The organism is Natrinema amylolyticum (genome assembly GCF_020515625.1).
Classification (GTDB): Archaea; Halobacteriota; Halobacteria; order Halobacteriales; family Natrialbaceae; genus Natrinema; species Natrinema amylolyticum.
Genome location: NZ_JAIWPJ010000001.1, coordinates 1,404,489 through 1,421,185, shown reverse-complemented (window position 1 = coordinate 1,421,185; position 16,697 = coordinate 1,404,489). Strand labels below are relative to the sequence as shown.

At 65.8% G+C, this 16,697-nt stretch carries 15 protein-coding genes; 7 read left to right on the top strand and 8 right to left on the bottom strand.

Annotated features, from left to right (window positions below; all coding sequences use genetic code 11):
- The first annotated feature begins 3 nt into the window (after positions 1–3).
- Positions 4–393 (top strand): Rid family detoxifying hydrolase, encoded by a 390-nt coding sequence (locus LDH66_RS07035; RefSeq protein ID WP_226480342.1) that lies wholly within the window; start codon positions 4–6, stop codon positions 391–393.
- Between the two features lie 28 nt (positions 394–421).
- Here LDH66_RS07035 and LDH66_RS07030 read toward each other — a convergent pair whose 3' ends face one another.
- From LDH66_RS07030 to LDH66_RS23100, 3 genes are all read right to left on the bottom strand, one after another.
- Entirely contained in the window at positions 422–859 is a 438-nt protein-coding gene (locus tag LDH66_RS07030) for a magnetosome magnetite crystal formation protein family (protein ID WP_226480341.1), read from the bottom strand.
- Positions 860–898: 39 nt separating this feature from the next.
- Positions 899–1,501: a hypothetical protein gene (locus LDH66_RS07025; RefSeq protein ID WP_226480340.1), complete on the bottom strand. Its 603-nt coding sequence runs from the start codon at positions 1,499–1,501 to the stop codon at positions 899–901.
- 165 nt (positions 1,502–1,666) lie between these two features.
- Complete coding sequence (locus LDH66_RS23100) at positions 1,667–1,894, bottom strand: hypothetical protein (RefSeq protein WP_319004345.1); 228 nt, start codon at positions 1,892–1,894, stop codon at positions 1,667–1,669.
- A gap of 736 nt (positions 1,895–2,630) precedes the next feature.
- Between LDH66_RS23100 and LDH66_RS07015 the strand changes: the two genes are divergently transcribed.
- The 4 genes from LDH66_RS07015 (at position 2,631) to LDH66_RS07000 (ending at position 8,236) form a co-directional block, all read left to right on the top strand.
- Positions 2,631–3,911, top strand: coding sequence for an amidohydrolase (locus tag LDH66_RS07015; protein ID WP_226480339.1), 1,281 nt, complete (start codon positions 2,631–2,633; stop codon positions 3,909–3,911).
- Positions 3,912–3,999: 88 nt separating this feature from the next.
- On the top strand, positions 4,000–4,647 hold the full coding sequence (locus LDH66_RS07010) for a DUF8102 family protein (RefSeq protein ID WP_226480338.1): 648 nt from the start codon (positions 4,000–4,002) through the stop codon (positions 4,645–4,647).
- 392 nt (positions 4,648–5,039) lie between these two features.
- Positions 5,040–6,677, top strand: a complete 1,638-nt coding sequence (locus LDH66_RS07005; protein WP_226480337.1) for a BCCT family transporter — start codon at positions 5,040–5,042, stop codon at positions 6,675–6,677.
- Between the two features lie 194 nt (positions 6,678–6,871).
- Positions 6,872–8,236: an aminotransferase class III-fold pyridoxal phosphate-dependent enzyme gene (locus LDH66_RS07000; protein WP_226480336.1), complete on the top strand. Its 1,365-nt coding sequence runs from the start codon at positions 6,872–6,874 to the stop codon at positions 8,234–8,236.
- Positions 8,237–8,667: 431 nt separating this feature from the next.
- Here LDH66_RS07000 and ilvA read toward each other — a convergent pair whose 3' ends face one another.
- Together ilvA and LDH66_RS06990 are read right to left on the bottom strand one after the other, a co-directional pair.
- Positions 8,668–9,906 (bottom strand): threonine ammonia-lyase, encoded by a 1,239-nt coding sequence (ilvA, locus tag LDH66_RS06995; protein WP_226480335.1) that lies wholly within the window; start codon positions 9,904–9,906, stop codon positions 8,668–8,670.
- Positions 9,903–11,231: an amidohydrolase gene (locus LDH66_RS06990; RefSeq protein WP_226480334.1), complete on the bottom strand. Its 1,329-nt coding sequence runs from the start codon at positions 11,229–11,231 to the stop codon at positions 9,903–9,905. Before LDH66_RS06990 ends, ilvA begins: the two co-directional genes overlap by 4 nt.
- Positions 11,232–11,358: 127 nt before the next feature.
- Here LDH66_RS06990 and LDH66_RS06985 point away from each other — a divergent pair, with 127 nt between their 5' ends.
- Complete coding sequence (locus tag LDH66_RS06985) at positions 11,359–12,354, top strand: NAD(P)-dependent oxidoreductase (protein ID WP_226480333.1); 996 nt, start codon at positions 11,359–11,361, stop codon at positions 12,352–12,354.
- A 148-nt stretch (positions 12,355–12,502) separates the two neighbouring features.
- Here LDH66_RS06985 and LDH66_RS06980 read toward each other — a convergent pair whose 3' ends face one another.
- The 3 genes from LDH66_RS06980 to LDH66_RS06970 all read right to left on the bottom strand — a co-directional run bounded on the left by LDH66_RS06980 (position 12,503) and on the right by LDH66_RS06970 (position 15,799).
- On the bottom strand, positions 12,503–13,171 hold the full coding sequence (locus tag LDH66_RS06980; protein ID WP_226480332.1) for a DUF502 domain-containing protein: 669 nt from the start codon (positions 13,169–13,171) through the stop codon (positions 12,503–12,505).
- 97 nt (positions 13,172–13,268) lie between these two features.
- The gene (gene gdhB, locus LDH66_RS06975) at positions 13,269–14,555 is read right to left on the bottom strand and encodes a glutamate dehydrogenase GdhB (protein WP_226480331.1); all 1,287 of its coding nucleotides are present in this window, start codon (positions 14,553–14,555) and stop codon (positions 13,269–13,271) included.
- Positions 14,556–14,617: 62 nt separating this feature from the next.
- On the bottom strand, positions 14,618–15,799 hold the full coding sequence (locus LDH66_RS06970) for a M24 family metallopeptidase (RefSeq protein ID WP_226480330.1): 1,182 nt from the start codon (positions 15,797–15,799) through the stop codon (positions 14,618–14,620).
- A 210-nt stretch (positions 15,800–16,009) separates the two neighbouring features.
- Here LDH66_RS06970 and LDH66_RS06965 point away from each other — a divergent pair, with 210 nt between their 5' ends.
- The gene (locus LDH66_RS06965; RefSeq protein WP_226480329.1) at positions 16,010–16,555 is read left to right on the top strand and encodes a CDP-2,3-bis-(O-geranylgeranyl)-sn-glycerol synthase; all 546 of its coding nucleotides are present in this window, start codon (positions 16,010–16,012) and stop codon (positions 16,553–16,555) included.
- Positions 16,556–16,697 lie beyond the last annotated feature (142 nt).

Genomic DNA, 16,697 nt, shown 5'->3' with positions numbered 1-16,697 from the left:
TCTATGTCCGATATCGATTCCATCGAGACCGACGGCGCACCGAGTACCGACAACCCCTATTCGCAGGGGGTTCGCGCCGGCGACACGTGTTACGTCTCCGGCTACGGCCCGGTCGATCCCGACACGGGCGAGGTCGTCGCGGGCGACATCGAAGCACAGACGGATCGGGTGCTCGATAACATCGCCGCCGTCGTCGCGGACGCCGGCGGTGACGGCCTCGCCGACGTGGTCAAAGTGACCGTCTACCTGACCGACCTCGCGGACTACGAGCGGGTCAACGCGGCCTACGGCGCACGGTTCGGCGAGGAGCCGCCGGCTCGAGTCTGTGTCGAGGTCTCGCGGCTCCCCGAGGACGTCCGCGTCGAACTCGACGCCATCGCGTACCTCGGCTAGGTACGACGGTTGAGAGAGGCCGGCTCGATCACACCAGTTCGGGGACGAACGGGTAGCGCCATGCCTCGCCGAAGATAGCTTTCGCCATCGCGACGATCCAGACGAAGACGCTGAGGAATCCGAGGAAGATCGCGACGAACGCCAGTGCGAAGACTGGGAGGAAGACGACAGTTTCGACTATCCCCGGGAGTGAGACGTACTCGAACAGTGCGTCCAGTCCGAACACGAGGACGAACGTCGCGAGGAACGAGCCACTGACGAACAGGTGCCAGTCGAGCGCGTTCCGAGCGTTGGCTCGCGTGAACTCGTGATTCGAGACCGCGTAAATGACGACGGTAGCGATCAGTCCGACGAGCGGCAGTATCGCGATGAAATGGACGAAGATCCCCAGGAGCGTCCGCTCCGCGAGGATCGACGGGCCGGGCTCGGTCGTGGACGAGTCGGTCGGTGACGGGTTCGTTGACATGGTTTCGAATGTGGTCGGCTGTTGTCGGGTCGGAGCGCGTTACTTCGGATCGGACCGGTCGGACGTCGGAACGGCGCCGCTGACGCCGTCGTCGCGGATCGTTCGAGCGAGGCGCTCGGCACCGAGGAGGACCAGACAGGCGACGAAGAGGTTGCCGGCGGCCGCCAGCAGTCCGTGACTCGCCTCGACAGGGGCGTCCATCGACAGGACGATCATCCCGACGCCGACGCAGAACAGCACCAGGCTGAGCTGGAAGCCCGCCAGCACCAGCGTCCTGATGCCGGCCGGGTTCCGGAGTCGAACGAAGTCCGCCAGCGACAGGGTCTCGAGGGGCGAGTCGTGATCGAGCGCGCGTTTGCCCTCCGGCGAGAGCGGCCACGCCGATTCCGGGCGGTTGACGTAGTACAGCGTGATCGTCTCGGGATACGTCTCCGCGGCGACGACGTCGATCTCACGGAGTTCGTCGAGCCGATTCCGCACGGTCTCCTTGCTGACGGTCGGGCTGACGCGGGACCGGAGCTGCTGGATCGAAAAGAACGGGCGATCGGACTCGATCATGACCTCGACGACATGTCGTTGGGTGAGTTTCTTGTCGAGCGTCGGATCGATCCGTTCATCGATCCACGTCGGGAGGGTCGCCATCGTTGAAAGAGCAATCGACGGGGGATAAATTAAACCCCCAGATGGATTTTGCGGGCGCCAAACGCGGCTTTGCGCCCGCGAAACGGGTAGTCACTGATTGAACGAGCGACTGACTCCCTTCTCGGAGCGGGCACGCGTTCGACGCGTCCGCTGCGTGGACTCGAGTCAGGAACCGTCGCGCCGCGAGCGGAGTCGGCGCGCGGTTCGTTCGGCGAGCCGAATCGCGACACAGAGCAAGAGCAGATTCAGCGCGGCGGTCCAGAGGGCGTGGTCGCTGTGAATCGGTGCCTCGAGACCGGCGGCGGCCAGGACGGTCCCGAGCGTGAACAACACCAGACTGAGCTGATAGCCCGCGAGGACGAGCGTCCCGATCGCGTCCGGCTCTCGGAGCAACAGGAAGTCCCTCGCCGAGAGTCGATCGAGTGGGTTCGCCGGCGACCGAGCCCGCGGTTCGTCCGGGTGGCGCGGTTCGGCCCCTCTCGGACGGTCGATATAGTAGAGAGTCGTCGCCGCCGGAACCGTCTCGGCGGCGACGACGTCGCGTTCGCGGAGTTCCGCGAGTCGATTCCGGACCTGTTCCTCGCTGACGTCCGGCCCGATTCGCGCGCGGAGCCGGACTGCCGAGAAAAAATGGGCGGTCCGCTGTCAGCATCGCCTCGACGACGCGGCGCTGTGTGAGCGCGCGGCTCGGCTCCGGATCGATCCGATCCTCGATCCACGGTGGAAGCGTCGACATGTGTACGAGCGCTCTCGACTCGGTACCGCATAAATTCCCGCTCGAATTTGGCGGACGCCGACCGTCGCTCGAGCGACGGTGGCTGAGTTCGAGCCGCGAACCGACTGCCGGCGGTCGGTTCGCGGACGCCGTTCGAGGTTCGGTGGCCACCGAAATCACGCCCGGGTTTACGGTCGGTAATCGGACTATACGCTGACGGAGCGATACCGCTTGCTCCTGAGCGCCCGCCCCTTCGGCCCTCCGTGAGTGCCGGTCGATCGATCGGTCCTCGGTTTCGGTGACTCGAGCCCGAATCGACCGCATTCGATCCCCGATGCCATCCATCGATCGTGCGTAATCGGTATACGATTATTGACTATGGTTAAGTGTCTCGCGCGCGTAGAACCGGCAATAATGTCCTACGACGTGCGAACCAGACTGAGCGATCTCCGGCGGGCGTTTCACCGCCACCCCGAACCCGGCTGGCGCGAGTTTCGGACGACCGGCCGCGTCGTCGAGGAACTCGAGCGGATCGGCGTCGACGAGATCGCCGTCGGCCGCGAGGCCCTGGCGACCGACGCGCGGATGGCCGTTCCGTCCGACGCCGACCTCGAGCCCTGGCTCGAGCGGGCGCGCGAGGCCGGCGTTCGATCCGACGTCCTCGAGCGCACCGCTGGCGGGCACACAGGGGTCATCGCGACCCTCGAGCAGGGGAGTGGTCCCTGCATCGGGCTGCGCGTCGATCTCGATGCGATCTCGATGCGGGAGTCCGACGAGAGCGATCACCGGCCGGCAGCGGAGGGCTTTCGCTCCGAACACGAGGGCTACATGCACGCCTGCGGCCACGACGCCCACCTCGCGATAGCGCTCGGCACGCTCGAGGCGGTGAAGGAGAGCGACTTTTCGGGGACGCTGAAGGTGTTCTTCCAGCCCGCCGAGGAGATCTCGGGGGGTGGGAAGGCGATGGCCGAGAGCGGCTACCTGAGCGATGTCGACTACCTGCTCGCGATCCACGTCGGGCTGGACCATCCCACGGGCGAGATCGTCGCGGGGATCGAGAAACCGCTGGCGATGGCGCACCTGACCGCGACCTTCGAGGGCGCGAGCGCCCACGCGGGGAAGGCCCCGAACGAGGGGGCGAACGCGATGCAGGCCGCGGCGACCGCGATCCAGAACGCGTACGCCATCCCCCGCCACAGCGAGGGGATGACGCGGGTGAACGTCGGCCGTATCGAGGGCGGTACCGCCAGCAACGTCATCGCCGAGGAGGTCGCGATCGAGGCCGAGGTCCGCGGCGAGACCACCTCACTGATGGAGTACACGCGCACGGAACTCGAACGGGTGCTGTACGCCGCCGCGGAGATGCACGACTGCGACGTCGCGCCGCGAGTGATCAGCGAGTCGCCCCGCGTCGACAGCCACCCCGCCCTGCGGGACCTCGTCGGAAACGTCGCGTGGGAGGTCGAGGGCATCGAGCGAGTGATTTCGAGCGAGGAGTTCGGCGTGAGCGAGGACGTGACCTATCTGATGGAACGCGTCCAAGACGACGGCGGCCTCGCCTCTTACGTCCTCGTCGGCACCGACCATCCGACCAGCCACCACACGCCGACGTTCGACATCGACGAGGAGAGCCTCGAGATCGGGGTAGCGCTGCTATCCGAGACGGCGACGGAAATCTCCCGTCGACGGCCGTGAGACGGCGGTCCGGTCCGGGTAACTGTTCGTCGAATATCACGTTCGCCGGATCAGAAACGTTAATTCGCGCGCTCTCCGTGTACACTGTATGAGCCAGGACGACGTGCCGGAGTCGTTGCGGATGGCGGCGGACTCGGATCGCCCGCGCGGAATTCTCACGCCCTCCGACCGCGACTTCCTGCTCGGTCGAAAGACGGACTACACGGATCACTCCAAGAAACAGAAGCGAAATCGGATCCGGCGGCGCGTCCGAAACGCGATTCTGGATTTCAGTATCCTCTTCGAGTACATGGAAGAGCGCGACCGGGAGACGGTCTTCGATCCCGACGACGAGGACCGCGACGCCTACACCCAGGGAATCACCGATATGCTCGCCTTCCTCCACCTCGGGACGATGGGGTATCACACCCCGTTCAAGGACATGCTCTCCGAGGGCGTCGGCAAGGCCGAACAGCGACTCGCCGGCTCGAACTACCGGATGGTCAACGTCGAGTTCAACGTCGAGCCGGTCGGCCAGATCGACGTCGACGAGGTCGTCGACAAACTCGAGAACGAGGAGTTCGCTGAACTCACTGACGAGGAACTCCGGGCGTTCGTGCGGCTGCTGACGATGTCCGACGGCTTCTCACCCGACGATACTCGCGAGGAGATCAAGGATCGGGTCGACGAGTTCGCCGAGCGGGTGACCGAGAGCACCGAATCCCGCGAGCAGACGCTCGAGGAACTGACGAACTGACGCGAGGACGACCGCCCTCGAATTCCGTTTTCAGCCGTCGGGCATCGATGTCGATTACGGGTCCCGCCGTCCGCGCCATCCGCTGTTTGACCGCTACGTACCCAGTTGCTGTCCGTCGTACTATCTACAGAAATCTCTCCAATCGTCAGTCTATTGTCTGAATGTATAATTTATAGGCATATCAAAATACATTTGGGAAGAAATCGAGTGCATACTTCACCGTGATGAGGAAATGTACAATACACGGAATTTGTGGATATTTTCGGAAGGTGAGAAACACTTATTGTATACGCCGTCAATGGTAGGGGTATGCCATCATGCAGCATGGCGAACGGTCGGTGGAGAGGCGGGGAATCAGGGAACTGTCGCCCAGTTTCGGGAGGTGAGACGGGATGAGCGACGCCGAGAAGGGAGCGGTCGACGTGTTCCTCGAGGAGATCGACCCGATCGTCTTCGCGTTCGGGGCGCTGTTGACCGTCGGCGTGATCGCGACGTTCTTCATCAACCAGAGTCTCGTCGAGAACACTATTTCGACGCTCAATACGGCGATGCTCGAGTACCTGAACTGGGCGTTGCTGGCGATCGTGTTTGCGATCGTCCTCTTCCTGCTGTTCCTGATCGTCGGTCCGTGGGGGAAGATCAGGTTCGGTGACGATCCGCCGGAGTACAGCTTCCTCTCGTTCTTCGCGATGTTGTACTCCGCGGGCTTCGCGGCGGGCGTCGTGTTCTGGGGGCCGACCGAGGCGCTGTTCTACTACGACAACCCGTCGCCGCTGTTCGACGTCGGCAGTCAGTCCGGTCCGGCGATGAGCGTCGCCGTACAACAGACGCTCTTCCACTGGGCGCTGCCCCAGCTGGCTGTGTTCACGATCATGGGGATCGCGATCGGCTACTTCGCGTACAACTACGACGGCGTCCCCCTCCGAGTGTCCTCGGCGCTCACGCCGATCCTCGGGAAAGAGAATCTAGACGGTCCGGTCGCGAAGATCGTCGACATCCTCGCCGTCTTCGCGACCATCGGCGGCGTCGCGACGTCGCTGGGCTTCATCGGAAGCCAGTTCGTCAGCGGTCTCAACTACCAGTGGGGAATCGACCTGGGGAACGCCGGGATCATCGCCGTGGTGACGACGATGACGCTCCTGTTCACCCTCTCGATGGTGCTCGGGGTCGACAAGGGGATCCGTCGGCTCTCGAACTTCAACATGATCCTCTTCGTCATCCTGCTGGTCGCGACCTTTGTCGTCGGGCCGTCGATCTTCCTGGTCCTGCTCGGGACGCAGGCGATCGGCGGGATGATCACCGACTTCGTCTCGATGAGTCTCTTTACCGGTGCCGGCGTCGAAGGCGGTACCGAGTGGGCGAACACGTGGACCGTCTTCTACTGGGCGTGGGCGCTCTCGTGGTCTCCGTTCGCGGGACTGTTCATCGCGCGCATTTCCCGCGGCCGAAGCGTCCGCGAGGTCGCGTTCACCGGTATCGTCGCGACCTCGGCCGCGACGATTCCGTGGTTCATCTCGCTCGGCGGAACGGCCATCTGGATGCAGCACAACGGGATCGCCGACTTCAGTGAGGTGATGGCGTTCGAACTCGGCGCCGAAACGACCGGCTTCATCATGTTCGACGCGTTCCCGCTCGGGACGGTGTTCATGGTCGCGTTCATGCTCCTCGTCACGACGTTCTTCATCACGTCGGCGGACTCCTCGACGCTCGCCGTCTCGATGATGACCACTGGCGGAAAGGCGAGCCCGTCGAACATCAACCGGATCTTCTGGGGCGTCGTGCTCGGGATGACCGCCGCGATCCTGATGATCCTCGGCGGCGTCGACGCCCTGCAGTCGGCGGCGATCATCACCGGCGGTCCGTTCGCTTTCGTCTGCCTCTTGGCCATGCTCGGACTGATCAAACACTTCAGTGCGACGCACGGCCGGGTGTTGCTCCAAGACGAGACCAAGATCTGGGGCTCGAGTCAGAAAACGGAGCCCGAATCACCGTCCGGGCCTCCCGGCACCGTCGAATCCGACGACGACTGAATCGGACGACTGCGTCCGCGATCCGTCGCGGACCGTCCGACACTGATCGAGGCACGATATTCTTCCTCGATCGTCATGCTGTCCTGCTTTTCTCGCGGTTCGCTCGAGTCCGATCGCGTTCAGATCGCCCGCACTCGGTTTCGCTGACACAATCTATAACAAGTTTTAATGTACGAGGTATACATAAACTGTGTATGGATAGGGACACGGCGGAACCCGACGCGGACGCGCTTCCGGGTCCGAACGCGCAGCAGTGGGTCGACTTCCACCAGGAGTACTCCGCACCCAGCGAGTACTCTCACGACTTCGTCTGGGACGTGACGCGGGCGGCCGACGGGCCGTTCGTGACGGACGTCGACGGAAACGTTCTCCTCGACTTCACCTGCCACATCGGCGCGGCACCGCTGGGTTACAACAACCCGAAAGTCCTCGACAAGGTCCGCGAGTTCGACCTCGTCGAACCGATGAAGATCGCGGGTCAGGACATGTACTTCGGCTCCGGTCCGAATCCCGACGAGGCCGACGTTCCCGGCTCGAGTCACCTCATGAAGAAACTCACCGAGGTCTCGAGTCAGTACGGGATGGACACCGTCTTCCTCTCGAACTCCGGCGCGGAGGCGATGGAGAACGCGATGAAGATCACCCACGACCACCGTGCGCCGTCGAAGTACGGCGTCGCCTTCGCGGGCAGCTTCCACGGCCGCACCCTCGGGACCCTGTCGCTGACGAAGTCCAAGGAGGTCTACACGCGCCACTACCCCGAGATCAGCGGGATCGAGACGGTCCCCTTCTGCGCGGATCGGGGCTGTGACGCAGACAGCTGCGACTGCGGCTTCTTCGCGGGCGGCGGCTCGCAGCTCCGGAACATGCTCGCGCCCGAGGGCGGCCACGTCAACCCCGACGAGATCGCCTTCCTCGCGCTCGAGCCGATCCAGGGCGTCGGCGGCTACCGGTTCCCCAGCGAGGCGTTCATGCGGGAAGTCGCCGACGTCACCGACGAGTACGACATCCCGCTGGTCGTCGACGAGATCCAGTCCGGCGTCGGCCGGACCGGCGAGATCTGGGCCTCCGATCATTACCCCATCGAACCCGACGTCATCGCCAGCGCGAAGGCGCTGCGCGTCGGCGCGACGATCTCCCGCTCGGAGGTCTTCCCCAGCGAGAAGAACCGGCTGGGATCGACCTTCGGCGGCGGCGACATGCTCGGCTCGATGATGGGCGCGTTCACGCTCGAGGCCATCGACGAGTACGATCTGCTCGAGAACGCCACCCGGCGGGGCGAGCAGGCGAAGGAACTCCTGCGCGACGACGCCCCCGACTCCGTCGCGGACGTCCGTGGCAAGGGCCTGATGCTCGCCGTCGAGTTCGACACCCCCGAACGGCGGAGCGCCGTGGTCGAGGCTGCCCTCGAGCGCGGCCTACTCACCCTCGGCTGTGGCAAGAAGACCATCCGACTGCTCCCGCCGCTGGACTCGACCGAGCGCGAGATCGAACTGGGGATCAACATCTTCCTCGAGGCGATCGAGGCCGTCAGCCCGAGCGCGAAAGTCGCGGACTGAGTCCGTCTCATTTCGCTTCCGGGTTCTCGAGTTTCGCTTCCGCGTTCGCTCGAGTCTGTAAACGGATATCGTTTCAGTACTGTATCGTCTACCATTCCGGCGAAACCATGTGCGGTGGCGCGCGCTGGACCGTGGTGAGCCGACAGCGAACCCCGGTCCAAAGTCGTGCGAGGGATGAGCGAGGGAACGAAGTGACTGAGCAAATCGGTTGGGGAGGGTGTGGAATTCCTAGCCGCCAGTGCGAGCAGTGTTCCCGTCTATTATCGCATAATCCGAGCCCTGACTGTCGGTACTCTCTCATCGTGGCAACTGTGAATTCCACGCCCTCCCCAGCCGATTCGTTCGCTCCCTCTGGTCGCTCACTCATCCCTCGCGGTAGTCGAACCGCGACTCCGTCGCGGTTCAGCGCGCCGACTGTATGCTCGAGACGATCAGTCGAACGAGCGCTCGAGGACCGACACCCCCTCGAGCGCGTCCAGCGCCTCGAGAACGCCCACGAGATGCTCGGGGCCGCTCCCCTCGAGGCCGATCATCACCGGAACCCGATTCGGCTCGTCGGCTGCCGTTCGACGGGCCCGCTCGAGGACGTCCAGTTCGGCACCTTCCGCTTCGACGGTATCGACCACCTCGCCCACTGCCGTCGGCCAGCCCTCGAGCGCGAGTCTCGCGTCGGTATAGCGCTCGAGTTCGTGCAGGCCGGTTCGCGTCAGTTCGGCGTGCTCGGTGAGGTTCACGTTTCCGCCCGAGACGACGACGCCGACGTGGTCCCCCTCGAGATCCAGCCCCGAATCGTCCGAAAGCGCAGCGGCCAGCGGCGCGGCCCCGGCGCTCTCGGCGACGGTCTTCGCGCGCTCGGCCAGCAGCGTCACGGCGGCGGCGATCTCCCGATCGCTCACGCTGACGACGTCGTCGACCACCTCGCGAGCGATTTCGAAGGTCGTCTCGAGCATTCGGGTGTCCGCGATCCCCTCCGCGACGGTGTCGACGTCCGGGAGTTCGCGGATCTCGCCGGCCTCGAGCGAGGGCTTTGCGTGAGCGGCACCTTCGGGCTGGACGCCGATGACCCGAATATCGCGTTCGGCGGCTTTGAGGACCGTTCCGATCCCAGAGATGAGCCCGCCGCCGCCGATCGCGACCAGCACGGTGTCGATCTCGGGGTATTGCTCGAGCAACTCCAGACCGATCGTTCCCTGTCCGGCGACGACGGCCTCGTCGTCGAAGGGGTGGACAAACGTCTCACCGGTCTCGTCGGCGCGCTCTATGGCGTACTCGTAGGAGCGCTCGTAGATGTCGCCCTCGACGACCACGGCAGCACCGTACCCCCGCGTCGCTTCGATCTTCGCCGCCGGCGTCACCTCGGGGACGACGATCGTCGTGTCGATATCGAGCAGGTCGCCGGCCAGCGCCACGCCCTGGGCGTGGTTACCGGCGCTCGAGGAGATGACGCCGGCCTCGCGCTCCGCGTCCGAGAGCTGCGCCATCCTGTTGTACGCCCCGCGTATCTTGAACGAGCCCGTCCGCTGGACGTTCTCGAGTTTGAGCCCGACCGAGGCCGCACCGCTCATCTCGGCGAACGTCCGCGAGGTGTCCAGCGGCGTCCGGTGGACGACGTCCGCGATGCGCTCTCGGGCCGCCTCGATGTCCTCGAGAGTGACGCGGGGCCTGCTCATTCCCCGGTCTCCGCGCGTTCGACGCCCGCTCTCTCGTCGACCTGTGGAACCGGATGCCGGGCCTCGAGCTCTCGGATCGTCCCGACCAGAACGTCGACGCCGTGCCGGAGACTGCGCTCGTCGACGTCGAACGTCGGCGTGTGATGGCTGGTCGGGTGGTCGGTGCCGATGATCGTGTACGTCGCCAGCCCGCCCTCCTCCTGGACGCGTTCCATCAGGAAGGTCGCGTCCTCGCTCGCGCCGAAGTCGGCGGCCGGCAGCACGCGTTCGATGCCCGCGACGCCGTCGGCGACCTCGCTCACCAGCGCCTGCAGTTCGGCGTCGCTGTCGGCTCGGGGCGACTCGCTGACCACGTCGACCTCGGCTCGGCAGCCGTGCATCGTCGCGGCCGATTTCATCGTGCGCTCGAGGCGGCGCTTCATGTACTCCATCAGTTCGGTCGTCTCGCCCCGCGCTTCGGCCTCCATGGCGGCGCGTTCGGCGATGACGTTGCTCGCCGTCCCGGCCTCGGCCTTCCCGACGTTCACCCGCGTCATCCCGTCGCTGTGGCGGGGGATGCCGTAGGCGTTCACGATTCCGGTCCCCATAGCGTGCATCGCGTTTGCCCCCTCGTTCGGGGCCTTGCCCGCGTGCGCGGAGGTTCCTTCTATCGTCACGTCGACGTGGCACATCGCCAGCGGTTTCTCGATCCCGGCCACCACCTCGCCGGTCGGGTGGTCGAGGCCGACGTGGACCGCCAGTAGGTAGTCCAGCCCGTCCGCGAACTCGCTTCTCGCCATCGGACAACCCCCGCCGCCGGTCTCCTCGGCGGGCTGGAAGAAGACAACCAGCCGTCCCGAGAAATCGCTCTCGGCGATCGCCTCGAGGACGGCGAGCCCCCAGGTCATGTGGACGTCGTGGCCGCAGGCGTGCATCGTCCCGTCGATCTCGGAGCGAAAGCCCTCGGTCGCGGGATCGTGGTCCGCGGCGGTCGATTCCTCGATGAACAGCCCGTCGATGTCGACGCGCAGCCCGATCGCCGGCCCCTCGCCGCGCTCGAGCACGGCGACCGCACCTGTGTTCCCGCCGGTCATCCGCTCGAGCAGGGCCTCGTCCGCGCCGCGCTCGCGGGCGCGTTCGACCCACGGTTCGAGGTCGTCGTCGGTGACGGCCATCCGATCGGCGGGGTCGTAGGCGTCGGGGCCGACGGCCAGTTCGTCGACGCCGATGGCCCTGATCTCCTCGACGAGGCGGGCCGTCGTGAGGAACTCGCGCCACGCGGGCTCGGGGTGACGGTGGAAGCTGCGCCGGAGGCTGACGAGTCGGTCCCGTATCGGTTCGGTCATGCGAGTCACTGACGCGCCCCAGCGACTTAATTATACACAACCAGTGTTTACACCGGTTACACAAAAAGGATAAGGAGGCCGGTGACAATCGTAGGGCAACGCGTCACTCCGACGCAGAGACTCTCCCATGAGTGCACATTCAGAGACGGATCCGGACGTCGTCGTCCTCCGAGAGGGGACGGAAGGGCTGTCGATGGAGTCGTACGCCGAAACGCTGCGCGAGCGGCTGCCCGATCACACCGTCGCGCTCGCGCGGACGCCGAGCGCAGAGCGCGAACTCGTGCCGAAAGCGCGGGTCGCCACCGGTATCACGATCGATGCGGACCTCCTCGAGCGCGCCGACCGACTCGAGCTGTTCGCGTGTACCTTCGCCGGCACCGACCACGTGCCGATGGACGCCCTCGCGGAGCACGGCGTCACGGTGACGAACGCGGGCGGCATCCACGCTCCCGGCATCGCCGAACAGACGATCGGCAACATGCTCGTCTTCGCGCGCCGGCTTCACGAGGGCTGGCGGCGCAAGGAGAACGGCGAGTGGCGACACTTCCAGTCGCACGAGTTCACCGACAGCACCGTCACGGTCGTCGGCCTCGGCTCGATCGGCCAGGCGGTCGTAAAGCGCCTCGAGGGGTTCGAGGTCGAGACGATCGGGGTCCGCTATACGCCGGAGAAGGGCGGCCCGACCGACGAGGTGCTCGGCTTCGACGAGGACGATATCCACGAGGCCTTTTCGCGGAGCGACTACGTCGTCCTCGCGTGCCCGCTCAACGACCTGACGCGCGGGCTCGTGGGCGAGGACGAACTGGCGACGCTCCCACCGAACGCGGTCGTCGTCAACGTGGCCCGCGGCGGTATCGTCGACACCGATGCGCTCGTCTCGGCGCTGCAGTTCGAGGGCATCCGCGGGGCCGCACTCGACGTCACCGACCCCGAACCGCTGCCGAGCGATCACGAACTCTGGGACCTCGAGAACTGTCTGCTCACGCCCCACACCGGCGGTCACACGCCGAAACACTGGGAACGACTGGCCGACATCGTCGCGCGCAACGTCGCGGCGCTCGAGTCGGGTGACGAGATCGAAAACGCCGTCTACCGGCCCGGATCCGACTCGAGCCACACCTGAGCTGGCGACGGACGACTCGCGTTCGACGACCGTCCCGCCGTGGACCCGCGCGCCGAGTACGACGACCGGCGACTCTACGCGACCGACGCGAGCGCCGACGAGTAACGCCCGTCGGACCGCTGCACCCTCGCGATAGTCTGCGACCCCATCACTCGTCGTCGGTCGAACGATCGCCGGATGCGTCGATCGGGTCAGTCGGACCCGTCTTCTGGGGATGTTTCGACTCACCGAACCCGCCGCTCAGGACTCGAGCGAGCGTCTCTTCGACGCTCTCGTCCGTTTCGGTGATCCGGTCCGCCTCGGCTTCGACGACGAACCCCGAGGAGACGTTCGGTGCCGTCGGAATGAAGAGCACCACGCGGCCGTCGTTGGTCGTGTGTCCGGTCTTGAAGGCCGGCATCTGCGTGCCGTCCCAGCTCTCGACGCTGACCGATTCCTGCAGCGCCTGGTCCTCGCCGATCGTCGTTTCGGCGGCGATCTTCGACGCGTTGTAGACGACGCGAAGCCCCGGAACGCGGTTCGCGATACCGTCGATACTTCGCGCGAAGAGTTCGCCGATCGTCGTTCGGGTCAGGACCCCGATCGCGATCGTCACCAGCAGAAAGGTGCTCAGTGAGACGGCGATCTGGAGGGCGCGGACGATGAGAACGCGAGTCGGCTCGTGACCGATGTAGCCGGTCAGCATCTCGGGCTCGAGCACGACCGCCGGCGTGACGCCGGTCACGATCGCGTAGGCGCGGTAGATGACGTACAGCGTGACGAGTATCGGCCCGATGAGAATCAGCCCGCTCGCGAAGATCCGCTTCCACGGCGCCATTATCGGATCATACGACTGCTGGATCATGAGCCCTTTCCTTCGCCCGCTCGCATCCGTCGAGAAATCGGTCGGATCGTCTCGCGTTGGCCGGAACCGGCTACGGCCAGAGCCCGCGCGTCTCCTTCGCCTCCGCGATCCGAGACAGCGCGACCACGTAGGCGGCGTCGCGCCACGTCAGTCCCTCGGCGTCGACCTCCGCGCGGACGTCGTCCCACGCCTCGAGCATCTGTTCCTCGAGTTCCTCGTTGACGCGCTCGAGGGACCACTGGCGGCGGTTGATGTCCTGAAGCCACTCGAAGTAGGAGACGGTGACGCCGCCGGCGTTCGCGAGGATGTCGGGAATCACCGTCACGCCCCGCTCCTCCAAGATGGTGTCGGCGGCGAACGTCGTCGGGCCGTTCGCGCCTTCGACGACGATGTCGGCGTCGATCGCGTCGGCGTTGTCCGCGGTGATGACGTTGCCGACGGCCGCGGGGATCACCACGTCGACGTCGAGTTCGAGGATCGCCTCGTTGGACAGCGTCTCCGGGGCCTGGTGTTCGAGCACCGCTTCGGGCTCTTCCTCGTGGGTCGGAATCGCGTGCGTGTCGAGGCCGTCGGGATCGTAGATCGCGCCGTTGACGTCCGAGACGGCGACGACGGTCGCGCCCCAGTCCTCGAGCAGGCGGGCGGCGTTCGCACCGACGCTGCCGAAGCCCTGGACGGCGACGGTTGTCTCCGAGACCTCGCGGCCGTCGTACTGGATGGCCTCGCGCGCGGCGATCGCGGTCGAGCGTCCGGGGGCCTCCTCGCGGCCGTAGGAGCCGCCGATGACCGGCGGCTTGCCGGTGACGACACCGGGGATCGTCTCGCCCTGTTGCATCGAGAAGGCGTCCATGAACCAGGCCATCGTCTGGGCGTCGGTGCCCATGTCGGGCGCGGGAACGTCCTTCGTCGGGCCGACCGCGTCGCGCAGTTCCTCGGCGAACCGGCGGGTGAGCCGCTCGGTCTCGTCCTCGGTCAGTGACTTCGGATCGACGGCGATCCCGCCCTTGCCGCCGCCGAAGGGGAGGTCCATCACCGCACACTTCCACGTCATCCACATCGAGAGGCCGGTACACTCCTCGGCGCTGACTTCAGGGTGGTAGCGCAGACCGCCCTTGTAGGGGCCCCGAACGTCGTCGTGCTGGGCCCGGTATCCCGTAAAGACCTCGACTGAGCCGTCCTCGCGCTCGAGGGGGACCGATACCTGCTGGACCCGCGTCGGATGTTTCAGCCGTTCGATCACGCCGGGATCGACGTCGACGTGGGTCGCGGCTCGTTCTAACTGGCGGCGGGCGGTGACCAGCGCGGAGTCGGGTTCGTCCGCCGGTTCGCTCTCCGTTGTGGATGGTGGTGTGGTCATCATATGGTGGTGGTGTCGGCGGCAGTAGTATGGCGGCCGTGCTATGGACGGGTCGGTCCGAACTACGTCGTGAACAGTTCCCGCGGGAAGTCGGCCAGCGTCTCCGCGCCGTCGCTCGTGACGCGGAACGTCTCGCTGATCTCCATGCCGATCTCGTCGGTCCAGATGCCCGGGATCATGTGGAACGTCATGTCTTCCTCGAGCACCGTCTCGTCGCCGGGACGGATGCTCGCGGTGTGCTCGCCCCAGTCCGGCGGGTAGCCCAGCCCCATCGAGTAGCCGATGCGGTCCTCCTTCTCGAGGCCGTACTGCGCGATCGTATCGCGCCACGCCTTCTCGACGGATTCGCAGGTGACGCCGGGTTCGGCGGCGTCGAGCGCCGCCTCGAGCCCCTCGACGACGATCTCGGCGGTCTCCCGGAGTTCCGCGGGCGGGTCGCCGACGAACGTCGTCCGGGCCAGTGGAGAGTGATATCGGTGGCGACAGCCCGAGAGTTCGATGATGACCGGATCGCCGTCTTCGAACTCGCGGTCGGTCCACGTCAGGTGCGGGGTGCCGGTGTGGTCGCCGGACGGCATCAGCGGGACGATCGAGGGGTAGTCACCGCCGTACTCCTCGGTCCCGGTGATCAGTTGTTCGTAGATCGCGGCCGCAGCCTCGTACTCCGGAACCCCCTCCTCGATGGTGTCCAGTCCGGCCCGCATCGCGTTCTCGGAGATGCGCGCGGCCTCGCGCATGTACTCGAGTTCCTGCTTGGACTTCTTGATCCGGACCCAGCCCACCAGCAGCGTCGCGTCCTCGAACTCGGCCTCTGGAAGGTTTTGCTGGAGGCGCGTGTACGATTTCGCGGTGAAGTAGGCGGCGTCCATCTCGAGGCCGATCCGGCCGTCCGCGACCTCGAGTTCCTCGAGGACGCCCGCCACGTAGTCCATCGGGTGGAGGTCGTGGGGGGAGTGGACGTGGTCGTCGCTGTAGGCGCGGATGCTGTCGTCGGAGAGATGGGTCGTCGCCCGCGCACCGCCGCCGTCCATGTCGCGACCGATCCAGACGGGTTCGTCCCGGTCGGAGGTGACCACGACGGCCTGATGGACGTAAAACGACCAGCCGTCGTACCCCGTCAGGTAGTTCATGTTCGCCGGATCGGCGACGACGATGGCGTCGAGGTCATCCTCGCGCAGTCGCGCTTTCGTCCGAGCGACCCGCCGCTCGTACTCGGCCTCGTCGAAGATCTGCTCTCGTGGCATGATAACAGGAGTCCTACGATGAGCATCGATCAGGAGTGCTAAAAGTTTTTCGTGTATATTGTCTACAGATACTGTTTATGAATGCGCAGGTCGAGTCGACGACGAGCGAGGCAGCCCCAGCGCAGGGCCGAACGCGGACGCCTCGAGCGCCCGCGAGTCGCCTCCGGCGAACCACCGCCCGTTAAGACACGCCGGTTCGTCCCGGCCGATATGGCAATCCTCGAGACTATCGTGATCGCGTTCTGGGCGATGTTGCCCGCCTACGTCCCTAACAACGCCGCGGTGCTGGCCGGCGGCGGCCGTCCCATCGACGGCGGCCGGACGTGGGGAGACAAGCGCGTGCTGGGCGACGGGAAGACCTGGCGCGGCACAGCGATGGGCATCGCGGCGGGCCTCGCGCTCGCGGCCGTCCTCACTCTCCTCGAGCCGACCGTCAGCGACGCGCTCGGCTTCGCCATCCCCGCGTTCACGCCGCGGGCCGCACTCGGCCTCGCCGGCGGCGCGATGCTCGGCGACATCCTCGCGTCGTTTCTCAAACGCCGAAGCGGCCGCCAGCGCGGGGCGATGTTCCCCGGCCTCGACCAACTGGACTTCGTCGTCGTCTCGCTGCCGCTGGTCGCCCTGCTGGATTTCGAGTGGTTCCGCGAGTGGTTCACGCTCGAGGTCCTCTTCGTCGTCGTCGTGCTGACGCCGATCCTCCACGTGACGACGAACGTGATCGCGTACAAACTCGGGCTGAAGAACGAGCCGTGGTAACCGTCGCTCGGTCGCGTTTCTCCGAATCGAGTCGGCAATCCGACTGATTTATCCGTTCTCGAGACGGACCGAACGAGAGCGATTCGACGGACCGCGACGCCTCGAGTAGCCGCTGAAACGATTTACATACTGATTGCAACGC

Coding starts and splice junctions, on each gene's coding strand:
- LDH66_RS07035 (WP_226480342.1), top strand. CDS start 4: ATGTCCGATATCGATTCCATCGAGACCGACGGCGCACCGAGTACCGAC.
- LDH66_RS07030 (WP_226480341.1), bottom strand. CDS start 859: ATGTCAACGAACCCGTCACCGACCGACTCGTCCACGACCGAGCCCGGC.
- LDH66_RS07025 (WP_226480340.1), bottom strand. CDS start 1,501: ATGGCGACCCTCCCGACGTGGATCGATGAACGGATCGATCCGACGCTC.
- LDH66_RS07015 (WP_226480339.1), top strand. CDS start 2,631: ATGTCCTACGACGTGCGAACCAGACTGAGCGATCTCCGGCGGGCGTTT.
- LDH66_RS07010 (WP_226480338.1), top strand. CDS start 4,000: ATGAGCCAGGACGACGTGCCGGAGTCGTTGCGGATGGCGGCGGACTCG.
- LDH66_RS07005 (WP_226480337.1), top strand. CDS start 5,040: ATGAGCGACGCCGAGAAGGGAGCGGTCGACGTGTTCCTCGAGGAGATC.
- LDH66_RS07000 (WP_226480336.1), top strand. CDS start 6,872: ATGGATAGGGACACGGCGGAACCCGACGCGGACGCGCTTCCGGGTCCG.
- ilvA (WP_226480335.1), bottom strand. CDS start 9,906: ATGAGCAGGCCCCGCGTCACTCTCGAGGACATCGAGGCGGCCCGAGAG.
- LDH66_RS06990 (WP_226480334.1), bottom strand. CDS start 11,231: ATGACCGAACCGATACGGGACCGACTCGTCAGCCTCCGGCGCAGCTTC.
- LDH66_RS06985 (WP_226480333.1), top strand. CDS start 11,359: ATGAGTGCACATTCAGAGACGGATCCGGACGTCGTCGTCCTCCGAGAG.
- LDH66_RS06980 (WP_226480332.1), bottom strand. CDS start 13,171: ATGGCGCCGTGGAAGCGGATCTTCGCGAGCGGGCTGATTCTCATCGGG.
- gdhB (WP_226480331.1), bottom strand. CDS start 14,555: ATGACCACACCACCATCCACAACGGAGAGCGAACCGGCGGACGAACCC.
- LDH66_RS06970 (WP_226480330.1), bottom strand. CDS start 15,799: ATGCCACGAGAGCAGATCTTCGACGAGGCCGAGTACGAGCGGCGGGTC.
- LDH66_RS06965 (WP_226480329.1), top strand. CDS start 16,010: ATGGCAATCCTCGAGACTATCGTGATCGCGTTCTGGGCGATGTTGCCC.